Annotated in this window: 17 protein-coding genes; 2 read left to right on the top strand and 15 right to left on the bottom strand. The window is 32.1% G+C overall.

Annotated features, from left to right (window positions below):
- Positions 1 to 10: 10 nt before the first annotated feature.
- From ACNQGX_RS05325 to ACNQGX_RS05265, 13 genes are all read right to left on the bottom strand, one after another.
- Positions 11 to 994 (bottom strand): UDP-glucuronic acid decarboxylase family protein, encoded by a 984-nt coding sequence (locus ACNQGX_RS05325; RefSeq protein ID WP_417974711.1) that lies wholly within the window; start codon positions 992 to 994, stop codon positions 11 to 13.
- 213 nt (positions 995 to 1,207) lie between these two features.
- On the bottom strand, positions 1,208 to 1,969 hold the full coding sequence (locus tag ACNQGX_RS05320; protein ID WP_417974709.1) for an FkbM family methyltransferase: 762 nt from the start codon (positions 1,967 to 1,969) through the stop codon (positions 1,208 to 1,210).
- Positions 1,966 to 3,192 carry a WcaI family glycosyltransferase gene (locus tag ACNQGX_RS05315; RefSeq protein ID WP_417974707.1) on the bottom strand — a complete coding sequence of 409 codons (1,227 nt, stop codon included), beginning with the start codon at positions 3,190 to 3,192 and terminating at the stop codon, positions 1,966 to 1,968. Before ACNQGX_RS05315 ends, ACNQGX_RS05320 begins: the two co-directional genes overlap by 4 nt.
- 9 nt (positions 3,193 to 3,201) lie before the next feature.
- A complete protein-coding gene (locus ACNQGX_RS05310; RefSeq protein WP_417974705.1) occupies positions 3,202 to 4,293 on the bottom strand; it encodes a glycosyltransferase family 4 protein in 1,092 nt (363 codons plus the stop codon).
- Complete coding sequence (locus tag ACNQGX_RS05305) at positions 4,283 to 5,332, bottom strand: O-antigen ligase family protein (RefSeq protein ID WP_417974703.1); 1,050 nt, start codon at positions 5,330 to 5,332, stop codon at positions 4,283 to 4,285. The genes ACNQGX_RS05310 and ACNQGX_RS05305 overlap by 11 nt, the downstream gene beginning before the upstream one ends.
- Positions 5,333 to 5,505: 173 nt before the next feature.
- Positions 5,506 to 6,792 carry a hypothetical protein gene (locus tag ACNQGX_RS05300; RefSeq protein ID WP_417974701.1) on the bottom strand — a complete coding sequence of 429 codons (1,287 nt, stop codon included), beginning with the start codon at positions 6,790 to 6,792 and terminating at the stop codon, positions 5,506 to 5,508.
- A gap of 20 nt (positions 6,793 to 6,812) precedes the next feature.
- Positions 6,813 to 7,223, bottom strand: coding sequence for a hypothetical protein (locus tag ACNQGX_RS05295; protein WP_417974699.1), 411 nt, complete (start codon positions 7,221 to 7,223; stop codon positions 6,813 to 6,815).
- A gap of 124 nt (positions 7,224 to 7,347) precedes the next feature.
- Complete coding sequence (locus ACNQGX_RS05290) at positions 7,348 to 8,592, bottom strand: oligosaccharide flippase family protein (protein WP_417974697.1); 1,245 nt, start codon at positions 8,590 to 8,592, stop codon at positions 7,348 to 7,350.
- Between the two features lie 30 nt (positions 8,593 to 8,622).
- Positions 8,623 to 9,465: a dTDP-4-dehydrorhamnose reductase gene (gene rfbD / locus ACNQGX_RS05285; protein ID WP_417974695.1), complete on the bottom strand. Its 843-nt coding sequence runs from the start codon at positions 9,463 to 9,465 to the stop codon at positions 8,623 to 8,625.
- Between the two features lie 377 nt (positions 9,466 to 9,842).
- Positions 9,843 to 10,835: a hypothetical protein gene (locus ACNQGX_RS05280; protein ID WP_417974692.1), complete on the bottom strand. Its 993-nt coding sequence runs from the start codon at positions 10,833 to 10,835 to the stop codon at positions 9,843 to 9,845.
- Between the two features lie 9 nt (positions 10,836 to 10,844).
- Positions 10,845 to 12,524: a DUF6909 family protein gene (locus ACNQGX_RS05275; RefSeq protein ID WP_417974690.1), complete on the bottom strand. Its 1,680-nt coding sequence runs from the start codon at positions 12,522 to 12,524 to the stop codon at positions 10,845 to 10,847.
- Between the two features lie 37 nt (positions 12,525 to 12,561).
- On the bottom strand, positions 12,562 to 14,061 hold the full coding sequence (locus ACNQGX_RS05270; protein WP_417974688.1) for a GH3 auxin-responsive promoter family protein: 1,500 nt from the start codon (positions 14,059 to 14,061) through the stop codon (positions 12,562 to 12,564).
- Between the two features lie 8 nt (positions 14,062 to 14,069).
- The gene (locus ACNQGX_RS05265; protein WP_417974686.1) at positions 14,070 to 14,600 is read right to left on the bottom strand and encodes a peptidase; all 531 of its coding nucleotides are present in this window, start codon (positions 14,598 to 14,600) and stop codon (positions 14,070 to 14,072) included.
- A gap of 211 nt (positions 14,601 to 14,811) precedes the next feature.
- Between ACNQGX_RS05265 and tatA the strand changes: the two genes are divergently transcribed.
- Positions 14,812 to 14,985 (top strand): twin-arginine translocase TatA/TatE family subunit, encoded by a 174-nt coding sequence (gene tatA, locus ACNQGX_RS05260; protein ID WP_131914599.1) that lies wholly within the window; start codon positions 14,812 to 14,814, stop codon positions 14,983 to 14,985.
- Between the two features lie 42 nt (positions 14,986 to 15,027).
- Here tatA and ACNQGX_RS05255 read toward each other — a convergent pair whose 3' ends face one another.
- Positions 15,028 to 17,151: a Tex family protein gene (locus ACNQGX_RS05255; RefSeq protein ID WP_417974684.1), complete on the bottom strand. Its 2,124-nt coding sequence runs from the start codon at positions 17,149 to 17,151 to the stop codon at positions 15,028 to 15,030.
- Positions 17,152 to 17,204: 53 nt separating this feature from the next.
- Complete coding sequence (locus ACNQGX_RS05250; RefSeq protein ID WP_417974682.1) at positions 17,205 to 18,023, bottom strand: BRO family protein; 819 nt, start codon at positions 18,021 to 18,023, stop codon at positions 17,205 to 17,207.
- A 92-nt stretch (positions 18,024 to 18,115) separates the two neighbouring features.
- Here ACNQGX_RS05250 and ACNQGX_RS05245 point away from each other — a divergent pair, with 92 nt between their 5' ends.
- Positions 18,116 to 18,409 (top strand): DUF1294 domain-containing protein, encoded by a 294-nt coding sequence (locus ACNQGX_RS05245; RefSeq protein WP_417974680.1) that lies wholly within the window; start codon positions 18,116 to 18,118, stop codon positions 18,407 to 18,409.
- Positions 18,410 to 18,503 lie beyond the last annotated feature (94 nt).

Raw genomic sequence — 18,503 nt, 5'->3', positions numbered from 1 at the left:
TTGGTTTTCACTAGCTTATGTACTTAGAAAAATCTTTATGTTCCTCTTTAGAAAGCTCCTCTTTAGATAATGATTTAAAGTAATCGTAGGTAATTTTCATTCCTTCGGCACGACCTACTTTGGCTTCCCATCCCAGCAATTCTTTTGCTTTCGTGATATCAGGCTGACGCTGCAAAGGGTCATTGACAGGTAATGGATGAAATACTACTTTTTGACTAGTTCCTGTCAATTTTATAATTTCTTCGGCAAAATCCTTGATGGTAATTTCATCTGGATTTCCAATATTTACCGGATAAACATAATCCGAATGCAATAATCTGAAAATACCTTCGACTTGATCGTCAACAAAACAGAAAGAACGCGTTTGCATTCCATCCCCAAAAATAGTTAAATCTTCACCTCTAATAGCCTGACCGATAAAAGCCGGAATTACTCGGCCATCATTTAACCGCATTCTTGGTCCATATGTGTTGAAAATTCTAACAATTCTAGTTTCTACTCCATGAAAAGTATGGTACGCCATAGTTATAGATTCCTGAAAGCGCTTGGCCTCATCATAAACTCCTCTTGGCCCAATGGTATTTACATTTCCATAATATTCTTCGGTTTGAGGATGAACCAATGGATCTCCATATACTTCGGAAGTGGATGCTATAAGAATTCTGGCTTTTTTAACTCGTGCCAATCCTAAAAGATTATGTGTCCCTAAAGAACCAACTTTTAAAGTTTGAATAGGAATCTTTAAATAATCTATTGGACTTGCCGGGGATGCAAAATGAAGTATATAATCTAAATTACCCGGAACATGGACAAACTTCGTGATATCATGATGATAAAATTCAAAATGTTCGAGTTTAAACAAATGCTCAATATTTTTCAAATCTCCAGTAATGAGATTGTCCATGCCAATAACAAAATAACCTTCTTTGATAAAACGGTCACAAAGATGTGATCCTAAAAATCCTGCAGCTCCGGTGATAAGTATTCTTTTCATTACCTAAAAATTTGATTTTGGTTTTTTACAAAAATATAGTTTGTTTTCTAAAAAAGACTTGATTTAAAAAATTACTGATTTAAAAAATCTGACTTTACTCTAAAAGTGTAAAATGTTTACAATAAAAGATCTGTTTATGGTTCCGTACAAACTAAATTAGTTGATATACGTTAATCTAATAAAAACATAATTTTGAATAGTTGCTATTAGTTATTATATGACTATCCGTAAATCATTATTATTTTGTTTTTTTCTATACAGTAAATCAACCTCTATGTATTTATTTTTATTTCCAAGATTGAAATCAAGCATTCCTAATAATTCAAACTCTTTACTTATCAGATAATCATTCATTTCAGTAAAAGATGGCTGATTGGAATATAACTCCTCTAAATTCGCTTCGATTATAATATAATCAATGCCTTTAATGGTTATTTCTCCTCCTTTTAACACTTCTAGTTCATACCCTTGAACATCTAATTTTAGTAATGATAATTCGCTATTACTATTAAGTAATGACACAGAATCCAATTTTTTTATTACAACATTAATTTGATCCAAATCATTTTCTTCCTTAGGAAAATGGATGTTTCCTGAACTTATTTCTAATATAGAACTTGTGTGTCCAAATTTGTTTTTATTGAACATAATAACCCCATCCTCATTACCCAGTGCAATATTATAAGTAGTAATGTTTTTGTTATTCTTGAATTTTTTTTCAATTATTGGATACAAATCAGGTAACGGCTCAAAAGTATCTATACGCGCTTGTGGATATAAATGACTGGCAACCCTAGTAAATTGTCCCGAATTAGCTCCAACATCAATAATATGATTCAATTCAGGAACCATTAGTTTTAAATTAGAAACTACCTCAAATGAAGCAAAAGAAAAAATATTCCCTTTTAACGCTTGTAAAAGCCATTTTGATTTTGCGATTATAAATAGTCGCTTTATTAATACTGAATATTTCACTTATTACTTTTTAATTTATTGTGTATGCAATCTTCTAATTTTAATTGAAATTCCGGTAAAATTTTTTCATAAGAAAAATACTTTATTACAAAATCTCTTGCTTTAATTCCCATCAATTGAGCAACTTCAGGATGTTCTCTTAGATAAATTATATGCTGTTTTATAGTTTCAATAGTATTCTCATGAAAATAATAACCGCCTCGAGAATTCTCAAAGTTACCCTTTATTTCAGAATCTTCATGGCCTGTAACTAATGATGGTTTAGCACTCGCCATCATCCCTAAAATTTTTGAAGGCATAACCAAATCTTTGAAATCTGGTTTTTGAAACAATACATGAACATCTGCAGCACATAACAAATCATTTAACTGATTATAAGGTACTGGAGGATAATAGGTGAAATTTAGTTTGTCTTGTAATTCCTGAACAACCTCCAATCGTTTTGCTCCTTCTCCTACTAAATAAAAATGAAATTCAGGATTAGCTTGCATTACGGTTACAAACTCAATATAGAAATCCCAATCTTGTTTATCTCCAATGTTACCCGAATAAAGAATATTAAACGTATTGGGGTTGAATACTTTATTTTCTTGAGCAATTTCAGGATTTATTAAAGAATAATCAATCCAATTGGGGAAGTATATTGGATCACTAGTGGTTTTTAGTGCCAGTTTTTTTAACATCCCTTGACTTATTGTACTGATGAAATTGGCACTGTTTAGTAATTTGGTTTCTATTTTAAATAACAAACTTGGCATTATTTTATTACCCGAAGAAATGCCAGATTTAAACGCAGCATCAAATTCAAAATCCTGAACATGAACCCATAAAATGCCTCCTCTTAATTTTCTTAGTATTAAACCTAAAACGATTGACATTGTAAACGGCATTATGACAAGTACTACATCTGTTTTTTTAACTTTTACTATATTAAAAACAGAGCCCAAAAAGAAATGAACCATTTGAAGCACTCTCTTAAAAAATGTTGGCTTTGCAGGTGTGTATTGTTTGAATCTATATACCGTTACATTGTTTATAGTTTCTTTTGAAAAGAGCGGATTATTTACATAATTAGAATGGATTTTCCATTGCGGGTAATATGGAACTCCAGTTATTAAATTCACTTCATGTTTTAGAGCCAAAAATTCAGCCATATCGGTAGAATATAAACCTATCCCGCTGTCCTCCGGGAAATAATTATGGCTTAGTATAGTGATTTTCATGTATGAAGTTTATTTCTTTATCGTTTCTAAAATTATACCTTCAATAGCAGAAATAAATTTGGTTTCTGTAAACTTATTCCTTGCGTAAACTCCGTTTAAAATTGCTTTTTTTTGTAATTCTTCCCAATTTGAAATTATGAATTTTAATTTTAAATAAAGATCTTCTTCACTTTTTTCTTTACAAAAAACAGCATTTTCCTCTGAACATATATCTGGAATTCCAGCATGTTTCGTTGTTACAATTAAAGTATTGAATGCCATTGCCTCAAGGATACTAATGGGTTGCCCTTCCATACTAAAAAAAGTAGGGAGACAAAAAACATTTCCCCAAATCAATAGATTTTGTTTTGCTTCCCCAGAAACAATTCCAAGATACTCTACATTATTTAATTCTGCCATTAATGCATCTACATTATTCCCTATGATCTTATTTCCGGCTATTCTAACTTTAAGAAATACCCCTTCTTTATTTAATCTTTTGATAACTTGAAGCAATAGGTTTATCCCTTTTTCTTCTAATAAATTACTTAAAAAGAAAAGTCGTATTTCTGAAAAATCTTTCTTTTCATGTAAAATATCTTCCGAAACAATTAATTTCTCTTCTACAAAATTATATAACTCATGAACAGAAGCCGCCGCTATAAAAGGGGCTAGATTATCTCTTAAAGAATTAGAAAGGACAATACCCGTATCAAATGATGCAATAAGCTTAAAAAAAATGTTCCTTTTTATTCCTTTTAAAGATTGGTATTCTTTTTTAAGATGGTTGCTGTGCAAATGAACTATTGTTTTCTTGTTTAAAATTTTAGACAACAAAATAAAAGGGGCATATTTTAAAACACCAAGAAAAGTAATTCCAATTGTGATATAAACGGCATCAACTCCAAAAATTTTATAGAACTGAAAATAAGTTTTTAAAAATGATAATTTATCAAAAGAGAAATGACCAATTGCACTGTTTACCTCATCGGAATGTTCCGTATTTATTTTTTTTACATTCCAATTTCTCTTCAATAAGCCATTCGCAACAACTTGATTGGACAAGCTAATTCCTTTTGGCGGACCTGGAAAAGGACCAATGACAAGGAGGTTACGTCTCATTTTTGGGTGTTTTATCAAATTCTGAAGTGTAAATAAACATACAAGTTACAAAGGAATAGATAATTATTCCATTTTGCCGTTCTAAAACACTTTCGAAAAGAAAAACAAAAATATAAAATAAAAAAAAGACAATCGCTTCAGCATTCTTTCTTTGGATAAACATTCGGATAAAATAGATCAACGAAAATAAATACAAACAAATGCCCACAACACCCGTGGCTAATCCTATTTGAAGAAATTGATTGTGCGCATTATAATTTTCCTTTGATAAAACCGCATACCCATCTACAGCCAATTGTTTACTTAAAACTTCTTGAGCATCTCCAATTCCATATCCTAAATAATTTGATTTCTGAATTACTTTTTCACTTGTATTCCATAAAATGTACCTAATTCCTGAGGATGTTTCCTTGTTGTTTATAATTTTACTTGTATCAAATATTTCTAAGAAACGGCTTCTAATTTCAGGAACGGACAGTGATAACACAAATAAACTTATAAACACAAATACCAATTTAGCGATTTGTTTTTTATCTTTTTTCAGAAATAAAAGAACACCCGAAAGGATACAAAACGAAACAATAGCACCCTTTCTTGCCAGTATTAAAAGTCCAGAAATCAAAACTAAAAATAAAATAAAATTAAACGTTTTGTTTTTGAATCCTTCTGTCAATATAAAAAATAATGCTATCGAAAAACTGATTGATATATAAATAGGGTGCTCATCCAAACCCCAAAATTCATTGGTTATGTAGGAGTAACAATAATATAAATCGTGTTTTTGACTAAAATAACCCAGTTGGAATAAGTAAATAAATATTAAAATTGAATAGATACTTGCGGCAATAATAAACGTTTTTCGGAACATTTGATTGAACTGTACTCTTGTTTCGACAGTTAAAAAAGAATAGGCTACAGGTATAATCAATATTGGAATGCAACGGACTAAAATTGTAAAACTCCTTTGGATATTTTCAGAAAAAAGTAAGCTGAGCGCATAACTAATAAAGAAAACACTAAATATGACAAATGTTTTCATTTCAATTTTAGCTCTGTTTCTATCTTTAACAATGGAAAAAAGACTCAGAACAAAAAAAACAAATACCGTTAAAGGCTTTATTTTAAATGGTAACAACACGAATAAACCGCAAAAGAAAGCACTATAAGTTACCGCTTTTTCAAATGTAAATTTGTTGATTTTTATTTTTATCCTCATTGTTTCAAGAGATTAGTAGGGCTTGATTTGCGAGGTAATTTAGTTTTTAACCCTTTAAAAATAAAATAAAGAACATAAATAGCCATAGAATAATAGATAAATCGATGTGAAGATCGTAGATTATATTCAAAACTATGAACGACATATAAAACTAATAATAAAAATTGAAGTACAGCCCAGAAGTATTTTTTGTTCAGTAATTGATTTTTTATAAAATAATCTACGGCTGCAAAATAATACCCCAATAAAGAATAATAAAAAATGCTGAAAATTGGGTATTTGGCCAATTCGCCAATGGCCGTAAAAGGAGCTATTTCGTTTATTCTTAATTTAGAGGCAATACTATACCAGTTTGTCATTCTTCCCGGTAATGGGTTTAATGTAGTGACTAAATTATTGATAGAAGCATTTTTATACAAATGAATTGTTTCAGATGTGGCATAAAATCCAAAAATAAAAGTGTAATAAATGTTCATTATAGTGTACTTGAATAAAATCTCCGGTTTGTAAAGCGTCACCTTCAAATATGGAATTAAACCATGTCCATTGGCTTCTAAACGCAGTGAAATATTATATCCAAAAAAAATAATCACAAAAGGAATAAAAAAAATATAAAAAGCCTTGGCTCTGGAACGATTTAAAAATACCGAATAACTTAATCCAAATGCTAATAAATAAATAGTTGCTGATCTACTCCCTACTCCTATTCCTACTATAATCGCTATAAGGAAAGCAGCTAGTGCCAGCGATCTATTTTTTCTATACACAGTGCCTGACAACAAGCATAAAACAATAAATAAATTTTGATAAATGATTTTGAAAATAGAATTATCCTTAGGAATATATTCTACCCGATAAAATAGTAAAGAACCATAATCTATGTAAACCAATACTACACATAACAAAGCTATCGCTACTATTATCTTAGAAATTTGATTGGTATCGAGCTTTAAATTTCGCGCATCTATAATTTTGATTCGCTGTTTTGCTAAAATAAAATACGATTTATTAAAAATTGAATATAGAAAAACACCTATCAAAAACAGCAAAAGCATTTTGAGGTAAACAAAAAAGGTTCGATCAAACTTCTTTTTTCCAATAAAATCAAACTGAAAAAAATTGAATTTCTCGTATTTTGGATAAAAGTTATGATATAAAACAGTAGAAATTAAAACTCCCACAAAGAACAATACAAAAATATCAACAGGTGACAGCAAAAATATTTTTCGCTTCCAATAAAGAATCCCTACCAGTAAGAATAAGAAAAATAAAATTACAACCATTAATATCTTTTTTAGATGGGCTAGCCTCTTTCAAGCGCTTTAATCGAAGCATTTGTATTGTAAAAATTTGCAGTATGCCCTACAATATACATATAAAGCTCTCCGTCTTTCTCATTCATCAATGAAATTTGAGGACTGGACTCCGATCCTTTGAATACCTTAATGGAATACGTTGGTGTTTTATAGACTGGAATACTATCGGCATTTGTAGCTTCATACCATCCAGAAGCATTTTTACCTACAAATACTTTTCCAGTCAATCTATTCAATACCACTAAAGTATATTCATTAGCATCTACTTGGTAGAGTTCCATCTGATATTTTTGTTTGTTTACAATTTCTTTCAAACTAAAAGAGTCCGGTTTCTTTTCCTCTTCCTTACACGATACTAATAGTATTAAAACAAATATCAAATAGAAATAGTTTTTCATTTTTTAGTTTTTTTTAATTTAACGTTTGCACAAATATAGTTGCAATTTTTAATTTTCATTATCAAATTACGGTATAATCACATCCCTTTAAAATAGTTTCATGGTCTCTATTTTTCATATCAAATTATAACAATGTTTTCTTTTTTATAGCAAAATAAAAAAGAAGCATAACCATGATTATATCAACACTTATACGAAGAAGCAACAAATTAATAAAACTCATTTGATTCATTACATACATCAGCAACACTACAAAAACATAAATCAAACACGAAAAAACAAGCGCATAATTATACTGTTTCAATGCGCCAAAAGCAACTAAAGAACAGCTGCCTATAACTATAGAACAACTTATCACCGGAATCAATACCACCAATGATTTTAGTAAATAAGCATATTTTACCATTTGAATCCCTCCAAAAAAAGTCATCATTTCTTCGGAAAAATAATAAATACTTCCTGAAAAAAACAAAGCACAGCAAATAGTAAAAAGAACCAATCGCTGCAAAAAAAATTTGTTTTTAGTCCTTACAATTGAGGGGAAAACAGCTTGTTGAATGACTTCAAATGGAAATATGAAAGCGAAAATTATTTTAGAAGCAATATCAAAACCCGAAACCAAGTTTTTTGAACAGAAATAACCAATTAAAAAAATGGTCCCAAAATTTAAAAAAAGTGTCGAAAATCGTCCTAAAAAGAACAAGTATCCTTCTTTCAGATAGTGCTTAATGGTCTCTAAGGGAACAATTATAAATTTAAAATCAGATTTCTTTTTTAGAAAATAAAACCCTAAACCTCCCCAAACAATGTTAGATAGAACTAAAATAAAAATATATACCGCGATATGATTTGAATTCTTTACAAATAGTATTGTAAGAAAAACCAATAAAGTTCTAGAAACAACACTAACAATGGCAATAGGTTTCATTTTTTCGATTCCCTGAAAATACCAAATTGGGAACAAAATTTCCCCAATTCCCATAAACAACATAAAAAATATCAAATCAATATGTTTTGCTATTTCATCGTTAAAAGAAAATAACCCCAGAAGTGCAAAACCAAAGGCAAATAACCCTGTTTTTATAGTTAAAATTGCAGAAATGATTTCATCCGTTTTAGTCTTGTTTCCTTTGTTTTCAACAATGTATTTCGCCGCATACATATCAAATCCAAAATTAACTAGTATTAAAAAATATTGAACAAATGAATCAACCCAAGTAAGGACTCCATAATCTTCTTCTCCTAAAGTCCTTATTAAATAGCCAAATAAAATATACTTTGAAAGTATATTGGTAAACTTTATTACACTAAAATAAAAGAAATTATGTGCGATTTCATTACGTAATGACAGGTATATTTTTCTCAACATTTACTTTCAAATTAGTTGTATTTCCCTAGACTAAATTGTTTCGTCCCATGCTCTAATTTCGATATTAAAAATCCTTTTGATTTTACTTTTATCTAAAACACTGTATTTGGGTCTTTCAGCCGGAGTTGGATAACTTGAAGTTGGAATCGGTTTTAAATGGATTTTTATACTATTTATTTCGAATATTTTATGGGCAAAATCAAACCAACTGCATTGTCCTTCATTACTAAAATTGTAAACTCCATAGGTATTAATTTCAGAGTTTTTGGAGGTGTGTACAATAATTTGCACCAAAATATTCGCTAAATCTACCGCATTTGTTGGTGTTCCTATTTGGTCATCAACAACGGACAAACTCTCTTTTTCACTTGCCAATCGCAACATTGTTTTCATGAAATTGTTCCCAAATGGAGAGAAAACCCAAGAAGTTCTTACGATAAAATATTCATCTAAGGTCTTTTGAATGGCTTTTTCTCCATCTAATTTAGTTTGGCCGTAAACACTTTGAGGATTGGTAATATCATCCGCAGTGTAAGGTGTTTTTTTGGCCCCATCAAAAACAAAATCAGTAGAAACGTGAATTAATTTTGTTTTGAAATCCCGACAAACTTCAGCTAAATTTCGCGCACCAATCACATTAATTTCAAATGCTTTTTCAGGTTCACTTTCTGCTTTATCAACTGCTGTGTATGCAGCCGTATTAATACAAAAATCAGGTTTTACTTTTGTAAAAAAAAGCTCCATCGCGTCCTTTTGAGTAATATCTACCGTTTTAGAATCACAAAAAACAAAATCAATTTGAGGATAATTCTCCGCAATAAATTGCAAGGATTGCCCCAATTGTCCATTCGCGCCTGTGACAAGAACTACCATACTCTTTTTGCGTTTTCTAAAGTCTGTAATACGAAATGTTTATCGGAAATTAATGCCTGTGTATGGATTTCTGTTTGATGATGTAATCCGCGAAGCACTCCTTTTTTAAAGGTATTCTCTTTGAAACTTTTCATAAAATAGCCCTTTTTATCTTTAATAAGTTCCGATTCTAAACTGTAACATCCCTTGAGTTGAGTCGGTATAAAATTCATAATTTAATTTAAATAATAACAAATACATGCATTTCGAAAACTCTTTTAGTAACCATGACACAAATCCTTTCAATTTTTATTACAATATAATGCATTTTGTAGCATTCTTATAAATAGTAAAAAATTGAGAATCCTGCCTTTGAGAATTAAATTTATCTCTAAAAATTAAGCTTTTATTTGTTGTGTTTTTAGCAATTGTTTTTTATAAAAAGCAATAAAAAAACATATTAAAATGAACATAAAAACAAATAAAAGAGGCAAAATTAATTTCAATTTTCCGTTGGTAGAAGCTGTATTTTCTATATTTATAGTGATACTGTTCTCTTTTACAATTTTATCCGAAGTTAACAACACAACTTTTAGATTTCCTATCTCTTTAATTAATGATTCTTTAGTTTTAATGATATCATTTAATTGTGCATTTTCATTGTAATATACCAATTTATCACTCTTTTGATGATTTCTAGACACAGAATTTGAAAACTCGTTTAATATTCCATCGATTTGAGAAACAATTCCTTCGTTAGTATTTATTTTTTGTTGAATGTTTTCCACTGAAACTTTCTGAATTTTACTATAATAATCGCTAGTATTCAAATAGTTTAATATCGGTTGTATTTCTTTTTTACTTTCCGATATTCCCTTTGTTAATACAGTAATGGTATGAAAAGCATAATTTTTACTAGTGGTAGTTTCTTTAACAATAGATTTTAAATCTCCATCTTCTGACATCAATTTTAATAACTCAAAATTTTGTTCACTGTTATTGATAAAACCATAAACATCAACAATTGGATCAATTGAAATTTTTGTTATACTAGTTGGTTCCTGAATACCAATTTCTTTAAGAAAAACAGTATCCCCTTCTTTGATTTTAGATTCGATCAATTCAATTTTTGAATATAAATAATCGGTACTTCCAAAATTTGGGGTAACAATAATTTGATGGTCATAGGCTTTTTTTGTCACATCTAAATAAAATCCTAATCCAACTCCAATTACAAGCAAAATCGAAATTACAATCGCATTTTTTACAAAAAACTGAATACATTTGAATAAAAAGGTATTGATCCATTCAAATAATCGTACTATTTTTTTAGAAATTTGTGTTAAATCAATCTCCTGATCCTCTTGGTTATTGGGTTGGTTTTTGTTCATTCTATGTTTTTATTTTACGTTGAAAATTTGTTCCAATATCTTTATTGTAATCAAATAAGTAGGTTTTACACCCGTAGTTCCAAGCCCGCCTGAAGCCAATGTACTTCCGGTTTCCAAAGGATTATCTGATGCATAATACGCATATCTCACTTTGATATCATGAGGAACACTCTTTCTGATTTTTGAAGCGGATTGAATGGCTTTTTGGTAATAAGAACCTTCCATTTCCAATCCAATAACTCCCCAAGTTGATTCATAGAAAAACTTCAATAAATCTCTGTTTTGTAATGAAGTTCCCAAAACAGTAACCATTGGACCTGCAAAAACAGCAATATCATTCCCTTCAAACATATCAGCAGTCAATTCATTTTCGAAAAAATAATTATCCGCCGTTCCTTCATTGATGTGTGCGTTCGGAATCATAATGTCTCCTTTTCCGCCTTCCAGAATTCCTGCTTTCCCCATGATAGAAACTGATTCTACATTAAGCAAAGTCGCTTTTTTATACGGTTTCAATAACTCATCAATCGTTTCATAAGCTTGCTCCCCAAAAGCGTAATCCATAACAATCAACACGGGTTTTTTATCTCCGGTGTTTGCCTTTGGAAATGATGTTTTTGACCAATCAATTTTGGCTGTATCAAAAATCTGTACATCAATATTTGTTCCCGATGTATCTGGTAACGAAATCATTCCGTGTTTCAAAGCTACCGCCGAAACCTGATTTCGAACTTCATTAGCACCAGACTTACTCAATTCCTCATAAATAAAGAAATCAGATTTGTCTTTAAACTTCGTTTTTAAAACCTCAGTGGCGAAAATAGAGTTCATCACACTGTGCATGTTCGCGCTAATCACATGAATCGGACGGTCCAAAAGTTGATTGTCTTTTAAAACCTCCTTGATGTTAGTAGCCCAAATTTCACCGTGAATATGATGTCCCAATCGTTCTCTTAAAATAGGACTAAAGGTAATCGTTCTCTTATTATCGTCTACTATTTCTTCAATAGCTAGTTTTCCCAACCAAAAAATAACGTGCAAAAATCGATCTGGCGCCGCGGTTGAACCAAATGCATCATAAATATCCAACACTTCCTCAAATGTTCTTCCCAGAATATTCGCAGCATGTGAAATGGCTTTTTCTTTTTCTACAAGGGTCAATTTTTTCTTTTGAGAAACGGCTTGTTCCAGTTTGAACCAATCACGGGAAACTTCACCGGCATCATCCAGTAAAACTCTATTTCTAATTTTATGGGATTCGATGAAAATAAACGTCAAATGCGTCAAAATATCATAAATATCCGAGCGTCCGCGGGTGATTTCCACGTTCATTTGTTCCTCATCGATACGGTAACAATTGCGTCGTCTTTTTGGCGGAACAATCGCCTGAAAATGAGATTTTGAATAGCCTTCTTCCGAAGTTAAATTGATGAATCTACATTCTTCAATTCCTACCGGAAGACGTTCTATAACATACAAAAGTCCACTTAATTCTACTTTTTCATCTGCAATATTTCCATATATTTCTGGGCTTAATGCCAATAATGCTTCTCTCAATGTATCCCCGGAAACACCCATTGGCTTATAAAATCCTCTATTGAAAAGATGGCGCATGGTGATGTACATTTTTTCAATTGCCGCCGATGATTCTTGCGCTCTAGAGCGTGATATATTTTTAGTTTCTTTCATTCTTCTTTACTTTTCTAACCTTCCAAAGGTACCTTTTTTATTTATTTTTTAATAAATCTACGATATTTCTGTCATTGGAGAGTCTCGGAATTTTATTTTGTCCTCCCAGTTTGCCTACGGATTTCATATACTCCTGAAAGCCATTTTTAGCCACTTTGGTGACAACCACTTTACGCAACACTTTCCCCACAATCAAATCATCATAATACATGTTTTGTTTTCGCATCGCATTGTCTAACGCTTCCGCAAAAATTACACTGTCCTCCGGTTCGTTTTCAAATTCAATGAACCATTCGTGATACGGTAATCCTTCTGTTGGCGTGATTTGTGGCGCCACCGTAAATTCATTGATGCGGATATCAGTTCCAAGAATTGCTTCCTGTAATGCACTTTCCACTTCTTTACCGATCACATGTTCGCCAAAAGCCGAAATATAATGTTTGATTCTTCCGGATACTATGATTCTGTATGGTTTTAAACTGGTAAACTGAACGGTATCTCCAATATTGTAGCCCCAAAGTCCCGCATTGGTAGAAATGATTAGGACATAATTCACACCCAATTCTACTTCTCCGATGGTGTATCGTTTTGGTCCCGAACCTTCGGGATCGGTATAAAATTCGTCGCTTTTTATAAATTCATAAAAAATTCCGGAGTTCAAAAGCAATAACATTCCTTTTTCCTTTTGCGAATCCTGATACGCAAAAAATCCTTCCGAAGCAGGAAATAACTCAATACTGTCTACTTTTCTTCCTATCAAATTCTCAAATTTGGCGCGATACGGTTCATAATTTACACCACCGTAAATAAACAAATTGAAGTTTTTGAAGATGTCTCCCACGGGCTTCCCTCCTTTTTGATGTAATTTCTCAAAATACATTTGAACCCAAGACGGAATACCAGAAATGACCCTCATGTCTTTATTAAATGTTTCCTCGACAATCGCATTTACTTTGGTTTCCCAATCCTCAATACAATTGGTTTCCCAAGAAGGCATTCTGTTTTTTTGAAGGTATTTTGGAACAAAATGCGCCACAATTCCAGACAATCTTCCTAATTTAACCCCATTTTTTTCTTCTAATATTGGACTTCCTTGCAAGAAAATCATTTTGCCGTCAACAAAATCAGCGTTTCCGGTTTCATGAATGTAATGCAGAATTGCATTTCGAGCCGCCTCAATATGAAAAGGCATAGATTCCTTAGTCAACGGAATATATTTGGCTCCGGAAGTAGTTCCAGAAGTCTTGGCAAAATAAAGCGGTTTTCCTTTCCAAAGGATATTTTCTTGGCCTTTTACCACCTTATCAACATAAGGTTTCAATGCCTCATAATCCCGAACCGGAACTTGTTTTGCAAAATCCTTCTCGTTTTTTATTTGGTCAAAATGATGGTCAATACCAAATTGTGTTTTCTTCGCTTCTTTGATTAATTTTTGTAAAACTTTCTTTTGAGTTTCAATAGGATTATTGGCCCAAACTTGTGTTTTCTTGTATATTTTTTGCGCAAATAATTTTGCAGCACTAGATTTTATTGACATTATTAGAATTATTTTTTTGTGTCTTGTTTCTTCCCCTTCGAGGAGTTCCGATAGCTATCGGAAGGGAGGGGATTTTTTTCTTCTTTCGCTACTTGTTCTCTCAATTCCAATTCTTGCTTTGATGCAGATAAATCAGCTTGAGAAGGTGCTTCATCTGCAGCCGAAAGTATCGAATCTTTATTGAATTTTGCATATTCTAACTCTCCTGTCAATACTTTTTGAATCGACTGGATGTAGGCTTCGTTTTTCTTTAAAGCTCGTGACAAAGAATCTGATTTTAAAGCCAGTTCCATTGCGTCTTTCTTTAATTTTGAGGAATAATAGCCTGGTATAAATTCTCGTAAAGGAGTAAAAGCAATAATAAAAGTGGTAACAAATGTAATAATTATTGCTCCCAAAGTCGCTACCACAAAAACATTCATTAAAGTAAGTTTCAAAGAAAATGTTTCTTCAAAAGTATCTTCGTTAAGTATTACTAAACGTCGTTTATTGAATAAATTTTCTTTGAGTTTGCGCCGTTTTAGCCTTTTTTTAGACATCCTTTTTTATTATTGAACAAATATAACGATTATTGTCGTTGATTGTATTCGCTTGTTTTTGTTCACTTTTCTTAACCTAAATTTATTTTTAATAAATTTTTAACGCTTTTGAAACCAAATAAATGTATCAAAATGAGTTTCAGTTAACTAATTCTATTTACCTTTGCCCTTAGATTTATTACAAATTTGCTTCGGCATAAATTATCGTATTATGAGTAGTATAGGTGTTACAGAAATCCTTGTTATATTGGCCATTGTTTTATTACTTTTTGGAGGTAAAAAAATTCCAGAACTAATGAAAGGTCTAGGAAGCGGAATTAAAGAATTTAAAAACGCAGCCAAAGACAGTCAGCCAGCTGATAAAAAAGAAGAAGAAACAAAATAAAAAAAAGGCTTTTCATAATTTGAAAAGCCTTTTTTTTGTTTTTTAAAGTATCATACTTAACTGAATACGTTTTCTGTCTTCATCCACTTCGGTCACTTTTACCTGAACATGTTGGTGTAATTTCACTACTTCGTTTACATCGCTTACAAAACCTGCTTTGAGTTGAGAAATGTGAACCAAACCACTTTCTTTTACTCCAATATCCACAAAACAACCAAAATTGGTAATGTTATTGACAATTCCTGGCAAAACCATTCCTGTTTTTACATCTTTTATCGTTTTTACATTCGGGTCAAATTCAAATACTTTGGCTGATTTTCTTGGGTCTAATCCTGGTTTTTCGAGTTCTTTAATAATATCTTTCAATCCCAATAAACCTATTTCTGGAGTAATGTAATTTTCTGGTTTTATTAAAGCGGTTTTCTCTTTGTTGGCAATCAAATCATTCACGGTTAATTTCAAATCTTTGGCCATTTTTTCTACAATTCCATACGCCTCGGGATGCACTGCTGAATTGTCCAAAGGATTTTTTGCATTCGAAATTCGAATAAAAGCAACTCCTTGTTGATAGGCTTTTTCGCCCAAACGTGGGACTTTTTTAAGTTGTTTTCTATCTTGAAAAGGTCCGTTTTCAGAACGGTATTGCACGATGTTTTCAGCCAGCTTCTCTCCTATTCCACTTACATAACTCAATAAATGTTTACTGGCCGTGTTGATGTTTACTCCAACCGAATTCACGCACCGAATCACCGTACTGTCTAATTCTTCTTTCAACTTATTTTGATCCACATCGTGTTGGTACTGCCCCACTCCTATTGCTTTTGGGTCAATTTTTACTAATTCCGCCAAAGGATCTGATAATCGTCTTCCGATTGAAACCGAACCTCGAACCGTAACATCATAATTAGGAAATTCGTCTCTGGCAATTTTGGAAGCAGAATACACGGATGCTCCGGCTTCGGAAACGATAAAAACTTGAACCGGTTTATCGAAAGCGATTTTCTTAATAAAGAATTCGGTTTCACGTGATGCCGTTCCGTTTCCTATGGAAATGGCATCAATTTTATACGAATTAACCATCGAACGAATTTTTTTCATCGCCATCGCTTCCTCTTTTTGTGGCGCATGCGGATAAATGGTTTCATTGTATAACAAATCTCCTTTTTCGTCCAAGCAAACAATTTTACATCCACTTCTAAATCCAGGATCAATCGCCAGAATTCGTTTTTCACCCAAAGGCGGCGCCAGTAATAATTGCCCCAGATTGTTCGCAAAAACCTGAATAGAATTGGCATCAGCCTTGGCTTTGGCTTCTTGCAAAGCTTCATTTGAAATCGCCGGATTCAATAATCGTTTGTAGCTGTCTTCTATAGCTAATTGTACGTGTGGCGTGGTTTTATTTTGACCTTTTAAAATTAACGCATCAATAATATCATACGCTTCATTAATATCAATTTCCACTTTAAACTTGATAAAACCTTCATTTTCTGCACGAAGCATCGCCAGCAATCTGTGCGAAGGTGCTTTAGTCAACGGTTCAGACCAATCGAAATATTGATTGAATTTCTGCGCCGCTTCGTCGTCTTTTTTAGTTTTTACTACTTTGGTTGTAATGGTTGCTTTGCGTTCGTACAATCTTCGGAGTTGCTTTCGAACATAAATATTTTCATTAATCCATTCGGCAATAATATCTCTAGCTCCTTGCAGCGCTGCTTCTTCGTTGATGACATTTTCATTCAAATATTGTGTGGATATAAAATCGACATCGTCATTATTTTGCGCCATGATGATTTTAGCCAACGGTTCTAATCCATTTTCGCGGGCAACATCCGCTTTAGTTTTTTTCTTCTTTTTGAATGGCAAATAAAAATCTTCCAGTTCTTGTAAATCGAAGCTCTGTTGGATTTTTTTCTCTAATTCTGGACTAAGCGCATTTTGTTCCTGAATCGATTTTAAAATCGCTTCTTTGCGTTTTACAATTACTTCATACTCCTTTTGGAGTTTGGCAATTTGCTCTATAAAAACCTCGTCAAGATTGCCGGTTTTGTCTTTTCGATAACGCGAAATGAACGGAATGGTACAATCTTCCTGCAATAATTGAACGGTATTTTGAATGTTTATCGCTGCTGTAGCAACGGATTTTGATATGAATTGTATATTGGTCATTTCTAGTTTATGCTATTTAATATTTTGAAATGGTTTTGAAATTCTCCATTTGATTATTCCACTTGTTTTTGTGTTGGTGGCAAAAAATTTTCTCCCGTTACTACACTTTTTCCTGTTTTGTCTTCCAGTGCCAATCGGGCATTTTTTGCAATTGCACCGCCTTTTTTACTGGCTTTTGCATTTTCTATAAGTCCTTTGGCTTCATCGGTTTCGGCAATTTGTCTGGTGGAAAGTTCCGCCAAAGCGGTAAAAATTAACTCGGCTTCGCTCATGTGGTCTCTCAGGTTTTGAGACTTCAACCCTTTTACTTCTTTATGTTTCTTAACTGATAATCCCGTCCATTCCTGATGAATAATGTTGGTCAATAAAGCAAACTCATCGGATTTCTCTACACCGCTTTCTTTCCAATAATCGGTAAGTTTATTTCTGGTCTCCTGCCCTGTCATCCGTTGCTGAATCCATTTTTCGCTTCGTCCGAGTTTTTGCCAATTTTCTCGGGCACGATCCAAACTTTGTGCGGGATCGGCGAGCTCTTGCATCCTTTCGTAACCCACTTTTGCCAACCATTGTTTGAAAGGTTCCGCTTTTGGAGAAGGAATAGATTGAATTAATCGGAGCAAAGTTTCTGTATCTGCTGTATCTGTGGCTCTATTTTTACCGTCTTCTGCAAGCATTTTCAACTGTACGATTTTATCGTACGCTTCACTTCCTTCTAGTTTAAGCTTCTTTTTTAAATCAGCCCAATATCTTTTTGGTATTGTACTTCCTGTTAGTATTTCGATTACATCTATAATCGAAAAATACCAAACTTCCTTTTCATCATCGTAATGACTTCTAACTTTTTTTTGTTCAAATAATTTTATTGGACTCATAATTTAAAAATTTTGTAGAGACAATATTGATAGACTAAATTAAATTTGCCCTTATATATTCCTTTTTTTATTGTAAAAAAACAGTGTAATATATGAAATTTAATCAAAAATTAATCAAACAACCACTATCTTTAATCCTTATTTTTACACCAATGATGGTTTTATTATATTGTTTTTTGATTCTCAATTTCTTGTCTTTTGTGGTAACCGGCTATGATAAACGATTGGCGATTACCCATAAAAAAAGAATTTCTGAAAAAACACTTTTAAGCTTCGCATTTATCGGCGGAACAATTGGTTCCGGGTTAGCGATGCTTGTTTTCCGACATAAAACTTCAAAAACATCTTTTTTATGGAAGTTTTTTTTATACCAAACGAAAATATAATATAGACCAATTTTGATAATTGGTTTTTTTATGGTAAATTTGGACTATATTATAACAGTAATTATGGCACATGCAAAAATTTTGGTGATTAAGG

The organism is Flavobacterium glycogeni (genome assembly GCF_048286775.1).
In the GTDB taxonomy this organism is placed as follows: Bacteria; Bacteroidota; Bacteroidia; order Flavobacteriales; family Flavobacteriaceae; genus Flavobacterium.
The sequence above is the reverse complement of the archived record's forward strand: the minus strand, read 5'-3'. Positions and strand labels throughout refer to the sequence as shown.

What these genes read in the sequence shown, in the direction of transcription:
- ACNQGX_RS05325 (WP_417974711.1), bottom strand. Translation starts at nt 994, where the DNA reads ATGAAAAGAATACTTATCACCGGAGCTGCAGGATTTTTAGGATCACAT.
- ACNQGX_RS05315 (WP_417974707.1), bottom strand. Translation starts at nt 3,192, where the DNA reads ATGAAAATCACTATACTAAGCCATAATTATTTCCCGGAGGACAGCGGG.
- ACNQGX_RS05310 (WP_417974705.1), bottom strand. Translation starts at nt 4,293, where the DNA reads ATGAGACGTAACCTCCTTGTCATTGGTCCTTTTCCAGGTCCGCCAAAA.
- ACNQGX_RS05305 (WP_417974703.1), bottom strand. Translation starts at nt 5,332, where the DNA reads ATGAAAACATTTGTCATATTTAGTGTTTTCTTTATTAGTTATGCGCTC.
- ACNQGX_RS05300 (WP_417974701.1), bottom strand. Translation starts at nt 6,792, where the DNA reads ATGGTTGTAATTTTATTTTTCTTATTCTTACTGGTAGGGATTCTTTAT.
- ACNQGX_RS05295 (WP_417974699.1), bottom strand. Translation starts at nt 7,223, where the DNA reads ATGAAAAACTATTTCTATTTGATATTTGTTTTAATACTATTAGTATCG.
- ACNQGX_RS05290 (WP_417974697.1), bottom strand. Translation starts at nt 8,592, where the DNA reads ATGTTGAGAAAAATATACCTGTCATTACGTAATGAAATCGCACATAAT.
- rfbD (WP_417974695.1), bottom strand. Translation starts at nt 9,465, where the DNA reads ATGGTAGTTCTTGTCACAGGCGCGAATGGACAATTGGGGCAATCCTTG.
- ACNQGX_RS05280 (WP_417974692.1), bottom strand. Translation starts at nt 10,835, where the DNA reads ATGAACAAAAACCAACCCAATAACCAAGAGGATCAGGAGATTGATTTA.
- ACNQGX_RS05275 (WP_417974690.1), bottom strand. Translation starts at nt 12,524, where the DNA reads ATGAAAGAAACTAAAAATATATCACGCTCTAGAGCGCAAGAATCATCG.
- ACNQGX_RS05270 (WP_417974688.1), bottom strand. Translation starts at nt 14,061, where the DNA reads ATGTCAATAAAATCTAGTGCTGCAAAATTATTTGCGCAAAAAATATAC.
- ACNQGX_RS05265 (WP_417974686.1), bottom strand. Translation starts at nt 14,600, where the DNA reads ATGTCTAAAAAAAGGCTAAAACGGCGCAAACTCAAAGAAAATTTATTC.
- tatA (WP_131914599.1), top strand. Translation starts at nt 14,812, where the DNA reads ATGAGTAGTATAGGTGTTACAGAAATCCTTGTTATATTGGCCATTGTT.
- ACNQGX_RS05255 (WP_417974684.1), bottom strand. Translation starts at nt 17,151, where the DNA reads ATGACCAATATACAATTCATATCAAAATCCGTTGCTACAGCAGCGATA.
- ACNQGX_RS05250 (WP_417974682.1), bottom strand. Translation starts at nt 18,023, where the DNA reads ATGAGTCCAATAAAATTATTTGAACAAAAAAAAGTTAGAAGTCATTAC.
- ACNQGX_RS05245 (WP_417974680.1), top strand. Translation starts at nt 18,116, where the DNA reads ATGAAATTTAATCAAAAATTAATCAAACAACCACTATCTTTAATCCTT.